Origin of the sequence: Streptomyces sp. NRRL F-525 (genome assembly GCF_000716605.1) — a bacterium.
Classification (GTDB): domain Bacteria; phylum Actinomycetota; class Actinomycetes; order Streptomycetales; family Streptomycetaceae; genus Streptomyces.
The window spans coordinates 39,727-58,451 of sequence record NZ_JNXE01000004.1 but is presented as its reverse complement, the minus strand read 5'-3'; the positions used below and the strand labels follow the sequence as shown (position 1 = coordinate 58,451).

General features: G+C 69.9%; 13 protein-coding genes. 8 read left to right on the top strand and 5 right to left on the bottom strand.

Annotated elements, in window-relative coordinates:
• Position 1 precedes the first annotated feature (1 nt).
• The 5 genes from OO69_RS07425 to OO69_RS07405 form a co-directional block, all read right to left on the bottom strand.
• On the bottom strand, positions 2 to 925 hold the full coding sequence (locus OO69_RS07425; RefSeq protein WP_033279658.1) for an expansin EXLX1 family cellulose-binding protein: 924 nt from the start codon (positions 923 to 925) through the stop codon (positions 2 to 4).
• 192 nt (positions 926 to 1,117) lie between these two features.
• Complete coding sequence (locus tag OO69_RS07420; protein WP_234444363.1) at positions 1,118 to 1,717, bottom strand: hypothetical protein; 600 nt, start codon at positions 1,715 to 1,717, stop codon at positions 1,118 to 1,120.
• A 52-nt stretch (positions 1,718 to 1,769) separates the two neighbouring features.
• Complete coding sequence (locus OO69_RS07415; RefSeq protein WP_033279657.1) at positions 1,770 to 2,267, bottom strand: hypothetical protein; 498 nt, start codon at positions 2,265 to 2,267, stop codon at positions 1,770 to 1,772.
• A gap of 71 nt (positions 2,268 to 2,338) precedes the next feature.
• Positions 2,339 to 3,763, bottom strand: a complete 1,425-nt coding sequence (locus tag OO69_RS07410) for a carboxylesterase/lipase family protein (protein ID WP_033279656.1) — start codon at positions 3,761 to 3,763, stop codon at positions 2,339 to 2,341.
• A 61-nt stretch (positions 3,764 to 3,824) separates the two neighbouring features.
• Complete coding sequence (locus OO69_RS07405; RefSeq protein ID WP_234444362.1) at positions 3,825 to 5,111, bottom strand: MFS transporter; 1,287 nt, start codon at positions 5,109 to 5,111, stop codon at positions 3,825 to 3,827.
• Positions 5,112 to 5,250: 139 nt separating this feature from the next.
• On the opposite strand from OO69_RS07405, the gene OO69_RS07400 reads away from it, so the two are divergent.
• From OO69_RS07400 to OO69_RS07365, 8 genes are all read left to right on the top strand, one after another.
• Positions 5,251 to 6,504, top strand: coding sequence for an ROK family transcriptional regulator (locus tag OO69_RS07400; RefSeq protein ID WP_033279654.1), 1,254 nt, complete (start codon positions 5,251 to 5,253; stop codon positions 6,502 to 6,504).
• 119 nt (positions 6,505 to 6,623) lie between these two features.
• Entirely contained in the window at positions 6,624 to 7,631 is a 1,008-nt protein-coding gene (locus tag OO69_RS07395) for a LacI family DNA-binding transcriptional regulator (protein WP_106970979.1), read from the top strand.
• 256 nt (positions 7,632 to 7,887) lie between these two features.
• Positions 7,888 to 9,222: an ABC transporter substrate-binding protein gene (locus tag OO69_RS07390; RefSeq protein WP_033279653.1), complete on the top strand. Its 1,335-nt coding sequence runs from the start codon at positions 7,888 to 7,890 to the stop codon at positions 9,220 to 9,222.
• A gap of 7 nt (positions 9,223 to 9,229) precedes the next feature.
• A complete protein-coding gene (locus tag OO69_RS07385; RefSeq protein WP_033279652.1) occupies positions 9,230 to 10,177 on the top strand; it encodes a carbohydrate ABC transporter permease in 948 nt (315 codons plus the stop codon).
• A gap of 62 nt (positions 10,178 to 10,239) precedes the next feature.
• Entirely contained in the window at positions 10,240 to 11,046 is an 807-nt protein-coding gene (locus OO69_RS07380) for a carbohydrate ABC transporter permease (protein WP_051800866.1), read from the top strand.
• Between the two features lie 29 nt (positions 11,047 to 11,075).
• Positions 11,076 to 13,805, top strand: coding sequence for a glycoside hydrolase family 38 C-terminal domain-containing protein (locus tag OO69_RS07375; RefSeq protein WP_033279650.1), 2,730 nt, complete (start codon positions 11,076 to 11,078; stop codon positions 13,803 to 13,805).
• A 57-nt stretch (positions 13,806 to 13,862) separates the two neighbouring features.
• Entirely contained in the window at positions 13,863 to 16,844 is a 2,982-nt protein-coding gene (locus OO69_RS07370; RefSeq protein ID WP_033279649.1) for a glycoside hydrolase family 2 TIM barrel-domain containing protein, read from the top strand.
• A gap of 115 nt (positions 16,845 to 16,959) precedes the next feature.
• A complete protein-coding gene (locus OO69_RS07365) occupies positions 16,960 to 18,687 on the top strand; it encodes an MOSC domain-containing protein (protein WP_033279648.1) in 1,728 nt (575 codons plus the stop codon).
• Positions 18,688 to 18,725 lie beyond the last annotated feature (38 nt).

Genomic DNA, 18,725 nt, shown 5'->3' with positions numbered 1-18,725 from the left:
GTCAGTGCTTGGCGAACTGGACCTGTGTGGACTGCGTGACATTCGCCCGCACCGCGAGTGCGGGGACGGTGAGCTGTTCGCCGTAGATGTCGGTGAGCCTGAGCGCGCCGCCGCAGCCGCTGCCGTCCTCCGAGAGGAAGTAGTTGTAGTCGGCGCGCTGCAACTGCCGCCAGCCGCTCCCCACGGCAACTTCGAGGCGGGCCAGGGGATTTCGGTGGCCGATCGCCTGGATACCGCACCAGTAGCGGGTGGAACCGGTCTTGTAGCGGATCGAGATCGTATCGGAGGTGCTGGGGCTCACCAGGTTCCAGGTGATCGGGATCCGGCCGGCCGAAGGGGCGGCGAGTTTGGCGAAGGCCTGGGCGCTGAGGTCGATCTGGCCGGGAGCGCAGTCCCCCGGGCATTCGTTGGTGATGCGGACCGTGACGGTGGCGCCGTTGGCCGCGTGCACCAGCACGTACGCCCCGCACGCCTTGGACGACTCGTAGTCCGCGGTGTTCATCGCGCCCGTCATGACGTCGCCGCTCGGGTCGTACATGCAGGCGCCGCCGCCGTCCGCGTCGTAGAAGGTGGCGACTCCTCCGTAGGTGACGCCGGGGCGGATGCGTCCGGCCAACGAGGCGGTGCCGGAGGCCTGTTGGCGGGTCTTCGTGGTCGGCGTGGCGGCGGGCTTGGTGGTGACGCGGGCGGACGGGGTCGCCGACGGCTTCTTCGATGCGGCGGTCGCCTTCGCGGAGGCGGTCGAAGTGCCGCTGGGGGACGGCGAGTTGGCCGGACTGGAACTGATCGCCGAGGGCTCGGTGGCGGCACTTCCGGCTTCGGCCTTCACCTCCTCGCCGTTCTTGTGGCCGGGCAGGAGCACCAGGGCCAGGGAGACGACGATGAGCACCGCGGCCGCCGACAGGAACAGCCACCGCTTGGACACCGGACCTCCTAGATGACCGCCACCCGTTGCTCGGGGTGAGGAAGGCAGCGATCGTGGCAGCCTCGCGGTGACGGCGGCAAGCCCTTTCTCCGGGAGCGTAGTTGGGGACAGATGTGGCTTCACCGTGCTGGCGTGGTTCCTGATGCGCACCGTCGGTCGCGCCACCGTAACCCGGCCTGCCTGAAGGCCGGGTTACTGGCGCTCGAACCCGTCGGCCCGGCTCCACCGCAGAGTGCTGTCCCTCCCGAAGACGACCTGCTGCCCATCGCTGGAGACGGTGGCCCGCTCCCAACCGTCGAAGTCCTTCGCGACGTTGACGCTCCACTCGGTCAGGCCGCCGGTGCCGACGGCCGCGATGGACTCGGTCGGCGGTTCACCGTCGTAGCAGTAGGAGCCGAAGTCGGCGATCGCGGCGACGGTTCCGTTCTTGGTGCGCAGGTGGATGCCCTGGCATGCGTCGGTCTTGGTGCGGTAGATGACTTTCGGTTCGGTCCAGGCTTTCGCCGTGGGGCTGTAGTGCTGCTCGACGAGGCCCTTGCCGCGCAGGTAGTGCAGGGCCACACGGCGGCCGTCGTCGAGTTTCGCCACGGCGTTGTACGGGCTGGGGCTGCCGCTCCAAGGGAGGTCGCTCTTCTCCAACTCTGCGGTGTACACGGAGGAATCCGGGGAGGCGGTCGCGGAAGGCGCTGTCGTCGCCGAGTCCTGGTGACCGCCGCCGCATGCCGCCGCGGCGATCATCACCGACACCGCCGCCGTCGCCCTGACCAACATCTGAATGCCGGGCTTGTGCATACACGCCTCCCGTTCGCCCTACTCAGGCGCAGCATAAGCACGAGCCAGCTGTTCACGGTGGGGGGCGGTGGCCAGGCAGGTCCCTCGCGGCCTGGAGTGCGTCGAGTCGGAGAGCCTCGAAGGACGCGGTCCGGTCGTCGTCCTGGTCGGCCAGCGAGATCGCACAGTGCACGATCGGCTGGAGTGCGTCCGGGTAGCCGAGTGCCTCGGCGACCTCGGTCCAGATCAGATCGGCGCCGGTGGCCGGATCGAGGCCGCCGTTGGTGATCTCCTCGGCCAGCCAGTAGGCGTGGGCCCAGTGCGCGGCCGTAGGGTCTGCCGGTGGTTCGAAGGACAGCCTCAGTTCGTCGAGTACGTGGTCGAAGAGCTCGGGTGCTTCGGGTTCCTCTTTGCGTGCGAGGCCGGCCAGGAGAGGGAGGGACGGGCTGTCGACATCCGCGAGAAGTGCGTCCAGGCCCGCCTGGATGAGCTGGTCGGATCCCACATGGCAGCCGAAGGCGCGAGCCCTGGCGAGTCGCCCGAGCCGCGCCTTGGCCTCTTCCCCGGTCATGTCCTCGGCCTCCGTCCACCTGGCAGGAGGCAGATGGTGTCACGGCCGGGGGGTCGTTCCGCCACCGGATTTCAGGGCGTGGTCCAGATACGGCGTTCGGCGCTCAGCGGGTCGTCCAGGGCCTCCGGGACCGTGTCCCAAGTCATCGTCGTGCGGCGCTTGTTGGTGTAGCGGGGCCACTGCGGGCCCGGGTCCAGGTCGCGGATGAAGGCGACCCACGCGGCGTGCATCGCGTCCGCCAGGGACTGAGGCGGATGCGGGCCCGTCGCCGCCGTGACGCGTTCCGCGTCCAGGAGGTCGAAGGCGAAGGGGATCTCGGTGCAGTGGGCGGCGCTGCCCCAGGTGAAGTGGTAGAGCCAGGTGGGGAGTTCGTGGTGGGCGTGGGACTCGGCCAGGGCGAGGGACGGGCCGCGGAAGATGGCGTCGGTCAAGGCCTGCCCCATGCGTAGTGCTGGGTCCGCCCTGTCCTGGAGGGCTGTGTACATGGTCACGGCGTCGGAGCCCAGGCCGTGGCCTGCCAGTACGGCGTCAACGACCCCCACGGGTACGGGTGTTGGTGTGGTCCCCGGCGGGGGGTAGAACTCGCGCTGGGTGAAGCCGAGCAGGAGCGGGACGGGGGCCGCGCTGCCGTTCGCGAAGGCGTCCGGCACCGGGACCGGAATCAACTCCCCGTCCGCGAAAGGCGCCAGCGTCAGGCCCGCCTCGGGTGTGGCCAACGCGTCCTGGAGGGCGAGCAGTTCGTCGCCGGTGAGGTCGCGGAGGGCGGAGGCGAGGGCGGGGACGCCGGTGCGTTCGGCCAGGCGGGCCGAGTCGGCGAGAGCGTCGCGGCGGTGCTGGGGCGACCTGACCGCGCCGGACTGGGAGATCACGGCACGGAAGAGGCCGTGTGCCGAGGGGGTCGCCATCAGGGTCTGAGCGGCGCCGCCGCCCGCCGACTGACCGGCGACGGTGACCTTCCCCGGGTCGCCGCCGAACGCGTCGATGTTGTCGCGCACCCAGGTCAGCGCGGCGATCCAGTCGAGCACACCGCGGTTGTCGGGGGCGTCGTCGAGGTGCAGGAAGCCCTCGATGCCGAGCCGGTAGCCGATGGACACGAGGACGATGCCGTCGCGGGCGAAGGCGGAACCGTCGTACCAGGGACTGGCGGCGGACCCGGCGACGTAGCCGCCGCCGTGGATCCAGACGAGGACCGGCAGGCCGGCGCCCGGGGTCGGGTCCGGGGTGAAGACGTTGAGGTTGAGCACCCCGTCGCCCGGTATCGACGGCTCCGGGATGGTGGTGGGGCCGTCGAGGATGAAGGGGCGGCGCTGCGCGGTGGGCCCGTACCGGGTGGCGTCGAGCGGCTCGGTCCACGGCTTGGTCGGGACGGGCGCGGCGAAGCGGAGGTCGCCGACGGGGGCCTCGGCGTAGGGGATGCCGAGGAAGCGGGCGGTGGTCTGCTGCCACACCCCGAGGACGGGGCCCAGGGACGTGGCAGCGAGTACGGACTGGGGCACGGAGCAACTTCCTTGTGGAGGCGGGGGGTTCGAAGGACGGGGGGGGGCGATACTTCGTCCGTTATTTGACGCCCTTGATCGGGCGGATGGCCAGCGCGCTGATCAGGACGACGGCTGCGGCGAAGGCGAACAGGACGCGGTAGCCCGGGAGTTTGTCGGAGCCGGCGGCGAACGAGGTGATGAGGACGGAGGCGATGATCGGTCCCAGGGCCTGTGGGACGTTGGTGGCGATGTTGAGGATGCCCAGGTCCTTGCCGGCCGCCGCGCCCTTGGGCAGGACCTCGGTCATCAGGGCCATGTCCAGCGACATGTACGTACCGAATCCCATGCCGCTGACCAGCGCGTACGCGTACATCGCGGGCAGGGTGGGGCTGACCAGCGGGATGGCCATCGACAGGGCGAGCAGGACGGACGCGCCGATCACGAAGATCTTGCGGCGGCCGGTGCGGTCGGAGATCTTCGCCGCCGGGATGGCTCCGGCGAGGGTGCCGACGAAGGCGAGCACGGACATCAGCTGCTGGGCGCTGTCCACCGCGCCGCCGTCCAGGCCGACGTAGTCCTGGAGGGCGTAGCGCTGGTAGGTGGCGACGCCCCAGTAGCCGAGGATGAACGTCATGCGGGCCACGAACGCCCAGGCGAAGTCGGGGTGTTGGCGCGGTGAGACCCAGAAGCCGGTGAGGAACTCCCGCCAGGAGAAGGGCTCCGGCGGCTCGGGGCGGGTCCGGTCCCGGTTGAGCAGGACGAACGCGAGCACCACTACCAGGACGATCGCGGCGATCACGCCGTATCCCAGGCCGAGTTGACCGGCGTAGCGGGCGGCGACGATCACGCCGAGCGTGGCGCCGAGGTTGGAGCCGAGACCGACGAAGGCGGAGACGATGCCGAACCTGCGCGGGGCGACGCGGTCGGCCATGACGGCGGTGAGCGGGGCCTGGACGACGTTCAGCAGCACCTGGACGGCGACCCACATCAGCGTGAGCCAGAGCAGGGTGGTGGCGTGCGAGATGGCCAGCAGGGAGAGGGTCGAGCCGACGGCGCCGAACAGCATCCAGGGGGTGCGGCGGCCCAGGCGGCCCCGGGTGCGGTCGGAGATGGCGCCGATGATCGGCTGGGCGAAGAGCGTGACGATGGAGGAGGTCATCGTCACCAGAGCGAGGTTCGATTCCTTCGCGGCGGCGTCGAGGTTCTGGATCTGAGCGGGGAGCAGAACCACGACGAGACCGGCGTACGCGGTGTAGAGAGCGGCGAATCCCGCACCCATCGACCACATCAGGACGTTCACCTGGGAGCTGCCCAGGGTGTCGTCCGTTCGGGAGGTGGCGGGGGCGGAAGAGGTCGAAGCGGACAAGGACGCCTCCACGGGGACGGACCGGCACCGTTGCCGGTGCCGGGAGTATGGCCACGTGGATTTATTTATTTCAAGGCTCGAAAAATAATATCTTGGCCACCTTGACCGGATCCCTTCTGGCGGAGGCACAATCGTCTGCGTGAACGCCCCCGCCGACTCCGCCGACGTACGACGCCGCAATCTGGCCCTCGTGCTGCGGTACCTCGACGCCCACGGCCCGTGCGCCCGTACCGAGGTGGCGGCCGGCACCGGACTGGTGCACGCCACGGTCACCGCGCTGGTGACGGAGTTGATCGACCGCGGCCTGGTCGCCGAGGCGGGGTCCGTGCCGTCCGCCGGGCGGGGCCGCCCCCGGCGTCTGCTGCGGCTGGTCCCCGAGCGCGTGGTCATCCTCGCCGCGCAGGTGAGTCTGGAGTCCGTGCACGTGTTGGCGGCGGACTTCCGGGGCCGCGTCCTGCACCGCGAGTCGGCGCCCCACCACGCGCCGTACGGCGATCCGCGCGCCCTCGCCGCGGTCATCGGCTGCGTGGTGCGGTCGGCCGAGGCGGCGGTACGGGACGCGACACCGCACGCCCATCTCGCCCAACTCGCCGTGGCCATGGCCGGACCGGTCGTCGGCACCTCCCAACTGGTGGCCGCCGCCATCGACTTCGGCTGGCACAGCACCGACCTGCGCTCCCTCGTCGTCGCCGAACTCCCCTTGCTGGACTGCCCTGTTGACGTGGTGAACGACGCGAACATGGCCGCGCTGGCCGAGTATCACGCGCTCGCGGCCGACGGCGTCGAGCACCCCGACACCGTCGCCTACATCAAGGCCGACACCGGCGTGGGCGGCGGGCTGCTCGTCAACGGCCGTGTGCACAGCGGGAGTCACGGCATGGCGGGTGAGATCGGGCATCTGCCGATCTCCCTCGACGGGCCCAACTGCCGCTGTGGGACGCGTGGTTGCCTGGCGATGTACATCGGACCCGAACCCCTCATCCACGCGGCCGGGTTGGACGCCGTGGCCGAATCGGAGGGCGGCGAGGCGGCGCTGGCCAAGCTGGACCGGCGGCTGCGCGCGGGCGATCCGGCCGCGGTCGCCGCGCTCGGGGCTGCCGGGCACGCACTCGGAGCCGCCGTCCTCGGCGTGTCCGGTGTCACCGACGCGGGCGAGATCATCCTCGGCGGATACCTCGCCACCTGGGCGTCTTGGCTCGCGCCCGGCCTGGACGAGCGACTCGCCGGACGCCGCGCCCTGGCGCCCGACATGCAGCCGCTGATCACCTTCGGCGTCCTCGGCGGGGAAGCCACGCTGCGCGGCGCGTTTCAGACCTGCCGCGACGCCCTGCTCGACGATCCCACCAGCGTTCCGGCGCTCGCCCGGACCCCGATTCCCGTGCCGTCCCAATAGCGCGACGCCCACACGAATCGTCCCCCACCTTCCGGTCGTGGCTTCGTTCGGCCGCCCTCGTACATGCATACTCGGGCTCTGCGCGCGCACCGGCGTTCGCGAGAAGCGGGAGGTGGGCGATGGTGGTGCCGTCGGCAACGGGGACGGAACCCCGGAAAATCACGATCAATGACGTCGCCAAGTCGGCCGGGGTGTCCCGGCAGACGGTGTCACGGGCGCTGAACGACAAGGACGAGATCGACAGCGTCACGAAACAGCGGGTGCTCGACGCCGCCCGCGCGCTCGGTTACCGGCCGAGCCGGTTCGCCCGGGGTCTGGTCCGGCAGGACACGATGACCATCGGGCTGGTGATCCCCGATCTGCTCAACCCGTTCTTCACCGAGGTCGCGGCCGCCGCGCTGGAGGCGGCGAGGACCCGTGGCTGGCAGGTCGTCGTGTACGACACCGGGGACCGGGCGGAGGAGGAACTCGGCACGCTCCAGGTGATCAGCTCCCAAGTGGACGCCGTCATCGGCTACTTCAGCTGTCCCGAGAGCGAACTGGAGAAGTTCACGCGCGGCATGCCGGTGGTGCTCATCGGCCGGGAACAGCGCACCCGGTTCAGCGCGATCCAGATCGACGGCGCGGCGGGGGTCCATGCCGCGGTCGCCCACCTGGTCGCGCGGGGGCACACCCGGATCGGCATGCTCGACCACCACACCCGGGCCGAACCGAGCATCCGGCACGAGTGGTTCACGACCGCCGCGACCGCCCACGGGATCGAGGCCGGCCTGATGGTCCCCGCGGACCAGACGGCCGACGGCGGCGGATCGGCGCTCAGGACCCTGCTCGCCGACCATCCCGACGTCACCGCGGTCCTCACGTTCAACGACATCATCGCGATCGGCGCCCTGCGCGAGGGCCGCCGCCTCGGCCGGAGCATCCCGCAGGAGCTGGCGGTCATCGGCTTCGACGGTCTGCAGCTCGGGGCGCTCGTCGAGCCCCCGCTCACCAGCGTCGCCCTCGACACCCGCCGGCTCGGCGCGCTCGCCATCGAGCAGGTCGCGCGGCTGCTCTCGGGAGAGGAAGCGCTTGCGGGCGACGACCTCGTCGTACGGGGTGAACTGCGGTTGAGCGGCTCCGCCTGACCGCCACGCGTGCGCATCCGGTCCGAATGTCTTGACACTCGCCCGGGCCGAAGCGCAGACTTCCGAACATTCCAAAATGCATGTCGAGGTCTATCTGCAGGCAGTCCCGTGAGCGCTCACGGGAGCGCTCACGGGACACTCTTAGACCTCGGGAAAATGGTGTGCCCACGTCCCTTCCACCCAGAAGGCATCCCGCCCTCGGGATCAGCATCGAGCCGCCTAGCACCGCCGCTAGTCGTTGTCTGGAACGGAAACCATGAGCAGCACAATCACGCGCATCCGCCTCGGCGCCGTAGCCGTGGCCGCCAGTGTCGCCGTACTCGCCGGATGCTCGTCGTCCTCGCCGTCGACGAAGACCTCCGCGGCCTCCTGCGCACCCGCCAAGGGCAAGGTCACCCTCCAGTACTGGAACACCGTTCCGGGCATGGACAAGGTGGTCGCCCTGTGGAACAAGAAGAACCCGGACATCCAGGTCTCCACGAAGAACATCTCCAACGACCAGTACGGCATCCTCAGCAACGCCCTCAAGGCGGGCAAGGCGCCGGACCTGGCCCAGGTCGGCTACGACGAGTTGCCCAACCTGCGTACCCAGAGCGCGTTCGTGGACGCCTCGGCCTGCTCTGCGGCCACCGCGGCCAAGTCGAAGTTCGTGCCGTGGACCTGGTCGCAGACCAGCTTCGGCAACACCGGCGTCTTCGCCCTGCCGCAGGACACCGGCCCGATGGCCCTCTACGTCCGCAGTGACATCTTCAAGAAGTACGGCATCGCGATCCCGAAGACGTGGGACGAGTACGCGGCCGCCGCGGCCAAGCTGCACAAGGCGGACTCCAAGCTCGACATCACGTTCTTCGACCCGAACAACGCCGAGTGGTTCAACGGGCTGCTGTGGCAGAACAACTCGCAGATGTACAGCTACGCCGACAACAAGTGGCAGGTCACCGTCGCCTCGGAGCAGAGCAAGCAGGTCGCCGACTACTGGCAGAAGCTGATCTCCGGCAAGCTCGTGCGCACCGACCTCGCCAACGGTTCGACGCAGATGTACGCCGCGTACCAGAAGGACCAGATCGCCAGTTACGTCGGCGCCGCCTGGGGCTACAGCATGTTCCGCGACAACCTCCCCAAGCAGGCCGGGAAGTGGACGATCGTCCCGATGCCGACGTGGGGTTCGAACGGCGCCTCCGGTGACTGGGGCGGCTCGACCGTCGCGTTCATGAAGGGCGGCAAGCACCTCTACGAGTCGGTCAAGTTCAACACCTGGCTGAACACCGATCCGGAGGCCCTCGCGCTGGAGAACCAGCTGGGCGGCCTCTACCCGGCGGCGAACGCGGGGCTCCAACTGCCCGCGCTGTCCAAGGGAGTTCCGTACTACAACAACGAGAAGATCTTCGACGTCTTCGCCGACTCGTCCAAGAAGATCAACACCAGCTTCACCTGGGGCCCGACCCAGAAGACGGTGAACCTCGCGCTCCAGGACGCGATGGCCAAGGCGGCGGCCGGTGACGGCACGCTCTACGACGCGCTGACGACGGCGCAGGCAGCCGCGCTGAAGTCCATGAAGGACCAGGCGATCCCGGCCGCGGCGGGCAAGTGACCGCGCAATGACCGACATCGCAACGCGCGCGGCGCGCGTGGTGCAGTCACCCGGGGGCCGTCGCCGTCTCAACGGCGGCGGCCCCCGGGCGGGCACCATCTTCGCGTTCGTGATCCCGTTCTTCCTCCCGTTCGTGCTCTTCTACCTGGTGCCGGTCGGCTACGCGCTGTGGCAGAGCGTCCGCGTCGTCCGCCGCACCGGCGGACAGTACGGCACCTCGTACACGACGTTCGGCGGCTTCGACCAGTACGAAAAGGTGCTCCAGAACAGCGAGTTCTGGTCCAGCGTCGGCCGCATCGGCCTGTTCGGCATCGTGCAGGTGCCGGTGATGCTGTTCGTCGCTCTGGTCATCGCACTGCTCCTCGACACTCCCCTGCTGAAGCTCAAGTCGGTCTTCCGCATCACCGCGTTCATGCCGTACGCCGTACCCGGTGTGATCGCCGCGATCATGTGGTCGTATCTCTACTCGCCCCAACTCAGCCCCGTAGTCGACCTGTTGAACGACATCGGGCTCAAGCCCGACTTTCTCGGCCCGGGTGCCGTGCTGTGGTCGGCGGCGAACATCTCCACGTGGCTGTGGACCGGCTACAACATGCTGATCATGTTCTCGGCGCTGCAGTCGATCCCGCAGGAGCTGTACGAGGCGGCCAAATTGGACGGCGCCAGCAACTGGGCCATCGCCTGGCGGATCAAGGTCCCGATCATCGCCCCGTCGATCGTCCTCACCACGGTGTTCTCGATCATCGGCACCCTCCAGCTCTACGCCGAGCCGGCCGTGCTGCGGCAGATCTCCTCGAACATCTCCAGCACGTTCACGCCGAACATGCTCGCCTACGCGGTGGCCTCCGGGAACAACTACCAGCAGGCCGCGGCGATCTCCGTGGTCATCGCCGTCATCACCTTCGTCCTGAGCTTCGGGTTCATGCGACTGACGTCGAAGAGGGCCGGCCTGTGACCAACCGATCCGCCAACAAGCGCTCCGTGAACCGCGAGAGCCAGGTCAGCCGTACGGCCGCGATGGCCCTGATGCTCCTCCTGGCGATCTACTTCCTGCTGCCGATCTACTTCCTGATCGTCGCCGCCACCAAGCCGCAGGGCGACCTCGCCGCCACCAACGGCCTGACGTTCTCGCACTTCAACCTGTTCGAGAACCTGCGTGTCCTGTTCAGCCGCAGCGACGGCATCTTCGGCAAGTGGATCGTCAACACCGTGATCTACGCGGTCTTCGGCGCCCTCGTGGGAACGCTGATCTCCGCGCTGTGCGGATACGCGCTCGCCAAGTTCAGTTTCCGGGGCCGGGAGTTCCTGTTCTCGGTCATCCTCGGCGGCGTCCTCGTCCCGACCACCGCGCTGGCGCTCCCGCTGTTCCTGCTGTTCTCGGCGACGGGCATCGTGAACACGTACTTCGCGGTGTTCCTGCCCAGCATCGTCAGCCCGTTCGGGGTCTATCTCGCGCGGATCTTCGCCAACGCCGCTGTACCGCAAGAGCTGTTGGAGTCGGCGCGGCTGGACGGCGCCGGTGAGTTCCGCACGTTCTTCTCGGTCGCGTTCAAGCTGATGACGCCGTCGCTGGTGACCATCTTCCTGTTTCAGTTCGTCGCGATCTGGAACAACTTCTTCCTGCCGATGGTGATGCTGCAGAAGGAGTCCCTCTTCCCGATCACGCTCGGCCTGTACGAGTGGAACGGCCAGACGGCCCGCGCCCCGCTGCTCCAGGAGTCCGTCATCACCGGCTCGTTGGTGTCGATCGTGCCCGTGATCATCGTGTTCATCCTGCTCCAGCGGTTCTGGCGCACCGGACTCGCCGCCGGTTCCCTCAAGTGACCGTCCCCGCACAGAAGGTGCCTCCCGCGATGCCCAACCCCGCTGTGTTCGTGCCCCACTTCCACTGGGACCGCGAGTGGTACGAGCCCTTCCAGGTGTTCCGGCACCGGCTCGTCGCCGCTCTCGACACCGTGCTGGAGACGGCGGAGACGGACCCGGACTTCCGGTTCACCGTCGACGGCCAAATGGCCGCGATCGAGGACTACTTGGAGATGCGGCCGGAGAACCGCGAGCGGGTCGCGGCCCTCGTCGCCGAGGGCCGGCTCGCGGTCGGCCCGTGGCTGATCCTGCTCGACGAGTTCCTCTGCTCCGGCGAGACCATCGTCCGCAATCTGCAGATGGGTTGGGCCGCGGCGGCCGACCTGGGCGGCGCGATGCCGATCGGCTATCTCCCGGACATGTTCGGCCACGTCGCCCAGATGCCGCAGATCCTGGCGCGCGCGGGCATCGAGCACGCGGCGCTGTGGCGCGGGGTACCCGGCTCCGTCGACGGCCACGCCTTCAACTGGCGTGCGCCGGACGGCTCCCAGGTCCGTACCGAGTTCCTCTTCGACGGCTACGACAACGGCCTCGACGTCCTGCTGGTGCCGGACAGAATCGGCCGCGCGCTCGGCGACTACGCCGAGATGACGGCCGAACGCTGGGGCACGGATCCGGTGTTGGCGATGGCAGGCACCGATCACAACGCGCCCGACCCCCAACTCGCCTCCTGGCTACGGCAAGCCGCCAGCGAGGGCCGCGCGATCACCATCGCCACTCTCGACGAGTACCTCCGCAAGCACGTCCGCGACGAGGTCTCCGCCAGCGTCACCGGCGAGCTGCGGAGCCATGTGCGCGGCAACATCCTCCCGGGCGTGCTCTCGGTGCGGCTCGATCTCAAGCAGCGCATGGCCATTGCCGAGCGCACGATCGACCACGCCGAGCGCGTGAACGCCCTGTGGTCGCGGCGCGACGACTCACCGTTCCTGGACCTCGCCTGGCACAAGATCATCGAGTCGACCGCACACGACTCGGTGGTCGGCTCCGGCACCGACGAGACCTGCGACCAGGTCGCCGCCCGCCTCGCCGAAGCCGCGCAGACGGCCCGCGCCGTACGGGACGCGGCGCTCACCGAGCCCGCCGAACTGGTCCCGAGCGACGGCTACTTGGTCGCCAACCCGCTGCCGTCCGACCGCTCGGTGCTGGTCGAGGTGGACGTCATGGCCCCGCCGGAGGGAACCGCGCTCATCGCGACCGCCGCCGACGGTACGACAGCCCCCGTACAGCTGATCTCCGAGGCCCCGACCGTCCTCAGCGACGAGCGCATGGACGCCTCCCAGCTCGAACGCGTCCTGCGTCGTATCCACCGCCGTGAACTCTTCGGCCGCCAGATCGACCACTACGAACTCACCCCCGGCGCCCTGGTGTTCCACCTCGCGGAGGTACCGACCGCCGGCCCCTTCGACCTGCTGATCCTGCGCCGCGAGGTCGCCGAGGCAGCAGCCCAACACCCGGGTGAGTGGCGGGTGTTGACCATGGAGGAGGCCCGGGCCACCGCACTCGTCCCTGTGCGCGTTCCCGCCTCCGGGCTGGCGTCCTTCCGGGTCGAACCGAGCGACCGCGCCTCCGCCGCCGTACCGTCGCACGCGCCCGCCACGGCGACGGACCGCACGCTCTCCAACGGCCGGGTCTCGGTAGCGGTCGCCGCCGACGGCACCCTGGACCTGACCGGGCCGGACGGCACCGTGCTGTACGGAGTGGGTCGGCTCGTCGACGGCGGTGACCGGGGCGACAGCTACAACTACGCTCCCCCGGCGCACGACGTCCTCGTGTCGGAGCCGACGGAGATCGCCGTCGAGGTCGTCGAGAACGGCCCCCTGCGTGCACGGCTGCGGGTCACCCGCGTCTACGAGTGGCCGGCCGCGCTCTCCGCCGACCGCAATGTCCGCGGCGAACAGACCGTGCCGACACCGGTGGAGACGCTCGTGGAGGTGCGCGCGGGCGAGCCCTTCGCGCGGGTCTCCACGTCCTTCCTCAACCAGTCCGCCGACCACCGGCTGCGCTTCCACGTACCGCTGCCCGAGCCGGTCACGACCTCCGCGTCGGCCGGTCAATTCGCCGTCACCGAGCGCGGATTGACCGCCGAGGGCGGCTGGGGCGAGTTCCCGCTGCCGACCTTCCCGGCCGGTTCGTTCGTGTCGGCCGGGGCCGCCACCGTCCTGCTCGACCACTCCAGCGAGTACGAACTCGTCGGCGACGGCTCCGAACTCGCCGTCACGCTGCTACGCGCGATCGGCTCGATCAGCGTCAACATCCACCCCCTGCGCGATGAACCTGCGGCGAGCGAGATCCCCGTCCCCGGCGCGCAGGACCTCGGGATGCGGATCGAGAACCGGTTCGCCGTCGTCCCGTCGGCCACCGGCTGGCGCGGTGCGAACGCGGTGGCGCTCGCGGAGGAGTTCCGCAACGACGTACTGGTCACCCGCGGAACCGCGCCCACCGGGGGCCAACTGCCGCCCGACACCGCCGGGTTGCGCGTCGACGGCGGGGACGTCCTCGTCTCGGCCGTCCGCCGCGTCACCGACGCCGAGCACGGGCCCGGCACCGAGGTGCGGCTGACGGCGATGAGCGACACCGGCTCGACGGTCCGCGTGACGGGCACGTTCACCGAGGCCGTCACCGTCGATCTGCTGGGCAGGACGATCTCCCGCACCCAGGTCCAGGACGAGCTCGAACTCGCCCTCGGCCCCTGGGAGATCCACACCGTCGTGCTCCGGTAGGCGGCCATGATCGAATGCAATGCACCCGTTCCACCCTCACGAAAGCGTTGTGACCTCTTGCTTCCCGAGTTCTCCCCCCAAGTTTCCGACCTCGCTCCCGGGCGTGGTGCCCTGCGTCCGGCGCGCTCGTGGCTGCACTCCGACGCGAAGTCCCTTTCCCTGAACGGGCCCTGGCGTTTCCGCCTGTCCCCCACGGCGTCGGCGGCGGAGGACTTCGCGGCCGACGGCTTCGACGACAACACCTGGGACAGCATCCCCGTGCCCGCCCACTGGGTACTCGAGGGTGACGGTGCCTACGGCCGCCCGATCTACACGAACATCCAGTTCCCGTTCCCGATCGACCCGCCGTACGTCCCGGACGAGAACCCGACCGGTGACTACCGCCGCACCTTCGACGTCCCCGCCGACTGGTCGGACGCCGAGCGGGTCGTGCTGCGCTTCGACGGCGTCGAGTCGCTGTTCCGCGTGTGGGTCAACGGCGTCGAGGTCGGCGGCGCGAGCGGCAGCCGGCTCGCCCACGAATTCGATGTGACGGACGCCGTACGCCCTGGTGAGAACGTCGTCGCGGTGCGGGTGCACCAGTGGTCGGCGGCGAGTTATGTCGAGGACCAGGACCAGTGGTGGCTGCCGGGCATCTTCCGCGATGTGACCCTGACCGCCCGTCCGGCCGGAGGCATCGAGGACGTCTGGCTGCGGGCCGGTTTCGATGACGGGCGCGGGCGGGTCGAGGCTGAGGTCGTCGCCGACGCTACGGCGTTCCCGGTCACCCTGCGCATCCCCGAACTCGGCGTCGAGCAGGTCTGGGCGACGCCGGACGACGTGGCGGCCGTCGACATCGCCGAAGTGGAGCCCTGGTCGGCCGAGTTGCCACGCCTGTACGACGCCACGGTGTCCACGGCCGCGGAGACCGTCTCGCTGCGGGTGGGTTTCCGTACGGTCGAGATCCGCGGGGACCAGTTCCTGGTGAACGGGCGCCGGGTCGTGTTCCACGGGGTGAACCGGCACGAGACCCACCCGGAGCGCGGCCGTGTCTTCGACGAGGCGCACGCCCGCGAGGACCTGGCGCTGATGAAGCGGTTCAACGTGAACGCGATCCGCACCAGCCACTACCCGCCGCACCCCCGGCTGCTCGACCTCGCCGACGAGCTCGGGTTCTGGGTGATCCTGGAATGCGATCTGGAGACGCACGGCTTCGGCAAGGTCGACTGGGTCGGCAATCCCAGTGACGACCCGGCCTGGCGCGAGGCTTACCTCGACCGCATCGAGCGCACGGTGGAACGGGACAAGAACCACCCCAGCATCGTGATCTGGTCCCTCGGCAACGAGGCGGACACCGGCAGCAACCTCGCCGCCATGTCGGCCTGGGTGCACGCCCGCGACGCCGAACGCCCCGTGCACTACGAGGGCGACTACACCGGCGAGTACACCGACGTCTACTCGCGCATGTACGCGTCCGTGCTGGAGACCGAGCAGATCGGCACCGACGGTTCCCGTGCCCCGCTGCTCAACTGCACGCCCGCACAGGGCGCCAGGCAGCGCACCAAGCCGTTCCTGCTCTGCGAGTACGCCCACGCGATGGGCAACGGCCCGGGCGCCTTCGACCAGTACGAGGCGCTGGTGCGCCAACACCCGCGCCTGCACGGCGGGTTCGTGTGGGAGTGGCGCGACCACGGCATCCTGACCACGACACCGGACGGGACGCCGTACTACGCGTACGGCGGTGACTTCGGCGAGGTCATCCACGACGGCAACTTCGTGATGGACGGCATGGTGTTGAGCGACGACGTGCCGACGCCGAGCCTCCACGAGTTCAAGGCCGTAGTGGCGCCGGTGCACTTCGCGTTCGACGGCGACAAGGTCGCGATCACCAACCTCCGGCACACGACCGACACGTCCGACCTGCGCTTCCGCTGGCGGGTCGAGCACGACGGACACCCTGTGGAATCAGGGGAGTTGGAGGTCCCGTCCGTCGTGGCGGGCGACTCGGGCCGGGTGTCGTTGCCGTCGGTCCCGGTGTCGCCGGATGCCGAGACCTGGCTGACGATCGACGCGGTGCTGGCGACGGCGACCCCTTGGGCGCCCGAGGGTCATGTCGTCGCAACTGCCCAGCTGGACCGATCGGTTCGGCGTCCCATCCCTGCCGGCCGTGGCCGGTTCGACTGGCAGCCCGGCGCCGGGACTCTCACGCTCGGCGTCGCGGAGTTCGTCGGCGGGTCTCTCGTCAGGCTGGGCGAACGCGCCGTAGCCGGGCCTCGGTTGGAGCTGTTCCGCGCTCCGACCGACAACGACAAGGGCGCGTGGGGCGAGGTCGACGAGAGTGACGCGAGTGTCTCCGGGGTGTCCAACGCCGAGCTGTGGCTCCGTGACGGGCTCGACCGGCTGACCTCGCGCCGGGTGTCGGTGGAGCAGAGCGCGAACGCGCTGCGCACGGTCGACAAGGTGTCGGCCGCCGACTCGGGCCTGTCCGTACTGGTGGAGTCCGTCTGGTCGCGCGAGAGCGACGGCGAGGTGGAGCTGCGGGTGGAGATCCAGCCCTCGCACGGCTGGCAGACGGTGTGGCCGCGGATCGGCGTGCGTTTCGACCTGCCCGACGGCACGGCGCCGATCGACGGCGCCGAGTGGTTCGGCCTCGGTCCGCTGGAGTCCTACCCCGACAGTGTGCGCGCGGCCCGCACCGGGCGCTTCGCCGCCTCCATCGGCGATCTCTCGGTCGACTACGCACGCCCCCAGGAGACCGGTCACCGCTCCGAACTGCGCCGACTGGCCCTCACCAGCGGCGACACCGAGGTGCTGCGCATCGAGGCCCTCGCGGACACCCACGGTCGCCGTCCGGGCTTCACGCTCAGTCGGCACACCCCGCAGGAGATCGCCAAGGCCGGGCACCCGTACGAACTGCCGGATTCGACGACGAGCCGGCTGTTCGTCGACGCCGCCCAGCACGGGCTTGGCTCACGGGCCTGCGGTCCGGATGTGTGGCCCGAGTTCGCGCTGCGCCCGGAGGCTCGCACGATCAGGCTCCGGATCACGGCACCGGAGTAGGCCGACAGGTTGAGGGTGCGGTCTCGCACGGCGACGGCCGCACCCTCACTATGGGAGGAGACGACTGCCCCGGCCGCGCCCGTATCCGGCCGTCCCCGTGGGAAGGAGCGCTCCGATGCCCACCCTGCTGTCAGTGAATGTCGGCATGCCGAAGGACGTTCCCTGGCAGGGCAAGACTGTCTATACGGGCGTATGGAAGTACCCGGTGGTGGGCCCGGCGATGGTCCGCCGCCTGAACATCGACGGCGACGGCCAGGGCGACACGGCAGGCCACGGCGGCGAACAGCGGGCGGTCCTCGTCTACCAGATCCAGTCGTACCGGCACTGGCAGCGGCACTTCGGCCGCGACGACCTCGGCTACGGCCAGTTCGGCGAGAACCTCACCGTGGACGGCCTCCTCGACGACGAGGTGTGCATCGGCGACCGATACCGCATCGGCGAGGCCGAGTTCGAGGTCACCCAGCCGCGCGTCACCTGCTACCGCGTCGGCATGCGCTTCGGCGAACCCGAGCTGGCCGCGCTGCTGGTGAGCCATCACCGGCCCGGGTTCTACATGCGGGTCGTGCGGGAGGGGCGGGTGCAGGCCGGCGACCGGATCGTACGGACCAGGACCGGTCCAAACGCGCTGAGCGTCGCCGACATCGACGCGCTGCTCTACCTCCCCGGCCGCGACCCCGCCAAGCTGCGCCTCGCGCTGGACGTGCCCGCGCTGAGCCCCGGCTGGCAGGGGTCGTTCCGTGAACTGCTCGCCGCGGCCGACGACTTGACGACCTCCGCCCACCCGGCCTGGGCCGGTTTCCGCGCGCTGCGCGTGACGGAGGTGGTCCCCGAAAACACGACGGTCACCTCGATCCGGCTGGCAGCCCCGGACGACTCCCTGCTCCCGGCCGCCCGCGCGGGCCAGTACCTGACCCTGCGCGTCCCCACTACGACCGGCCCCGCCCCGGTGCGCAGCTACTCGCTCTCCGCCGCGCCCGACGCCGGCACCTACCGGATCAGCGTCAAACACGAGCCCCACGGCACCGCGAGCGGCTACCTCACCACGCGGCTACGGCCCGGCGCCGAACTCGAAGTCGCCGCGCCCCGTGGGGAGTTCGTGTACGCCGAGGACAGCGGACCGGTGCTTCTCGTCTCCGCCGGCATCGGTCTCACGCCGGTGCTGTCGATGCTGCACGAGCTGGCCGCGCAGGGCAGCAAGCGGGAGGTCTGGTGGATCCACGGCGCCCGCGGCCCCCGGGAACACCCCCTCGCCGCCGAGGCACACGACCTGCTCACCGCGCTGCCGGACGCGCACGAGCACGTCTTCTACAGCGCGGCCACACCCGAGGAACGGCGGCACGCCCATGCCACCCCGGGACGCCTCACGAAGGACAAGCTGCTCGCGCTGTCCATCCCGGCCGACGCGACCGCGTACATCTGCGGCCCCGCGCCCTTCATGACCGACATGAGGCAGGCCCTCACCGAGGCCGGCATCGACCCCGAACGCATCCATACCGAGTTGTTCGGAACGCTGGGCGCCATCAACCCCGGCCTCACCGACCACCCCGCCCGGGCACCGCACCAGCCCCCGGGCACACCCGGAACCGGCCCGCTGGTGACCTTCGCCCGCAGCGGTATCGCCGTCCCGTTCGACGCCGACACCAACGGCACTGTGCTCGAACTCGCCGACGCCTGCGACGTACCCACCCGCTGGAGCTGCCGCACCGGCGTCTGCCACACCTGCGTCACACCCCTGCTGTCCGGCACGATCACCTACTCCCCCGACCCGCTGGAGCCACCGGCCGACGGCGAGATCCTGATCTGCTGCGCGCGTCCCGGCACGGACATCGTCCTGGACATGTAGGGACCGTCTCCCACTCCCGCGAAGGGCCGTCACGCACG

What these genes read in the sequence shown, in the direction of transcription:
- OO69_RS07420 (WP_234444363.1), bottom strand. Translation starts at nt 1,717, where the DNA reads ATGCACAAGCCCGGCATTCAGATGTTGGTCAGGGCGACGGCGGCGGTG.
- OO69_RS07415 (WP_033279657.1), bottom strand. Translation starts at nt 2,267, where the DNA reads ATGACCGGGGAAGAGGCCAAGGCGCGGCTCGGGCGACTCGCCAGGGCT.
- OO69_RS07385 (WP_033279652.1), top strand. Translation starts at nt 9,230, where the DNA reads ATGACCGACATCGCAACGCGCGCGGCGCGCGTGGTGCAGTCACCCGGG.
- OO69_RS07395 (WP_106970979.1), top strand. Translation starts at nt 6,624, where the DNA reads ATGGTGGTGCCGTCGGCAACGGGGACGGAACCCCGGAAAATCACGATC.
- OO69_RS07390 (WP_033279653.1), top strand. Translation starts at nt 7,888, where the DNA reads ATGAGCAGCACAATCACGCGCATCCGCCTCGGCGCCGTAGCCGTGGCC.
- OO69_RS07365 (WP_033279648.1), top strand. Translation starts at nt 16,960, where the DNA reads ATGCCCACCCTGCTGTCAGTGAATGTCGGCATGCCGAAGGACGTTCCC.
- OO69_RS07375 (WP_033279650.1), top strand. Translation starts at nt 11,076, where the DNA reads ATGCCCAACCCCGCTGTGTTCGTGCCCCACTTCCACTGGGACCGCGAG.
- OO69_RS07380 (WP_051800866.1), top strand. Translation starts at nt 10,240, where the DNA reads ATGGCCCTGATGCTCCTCCTGGCGATCTACTTCCTGCTGCCGATCTAC.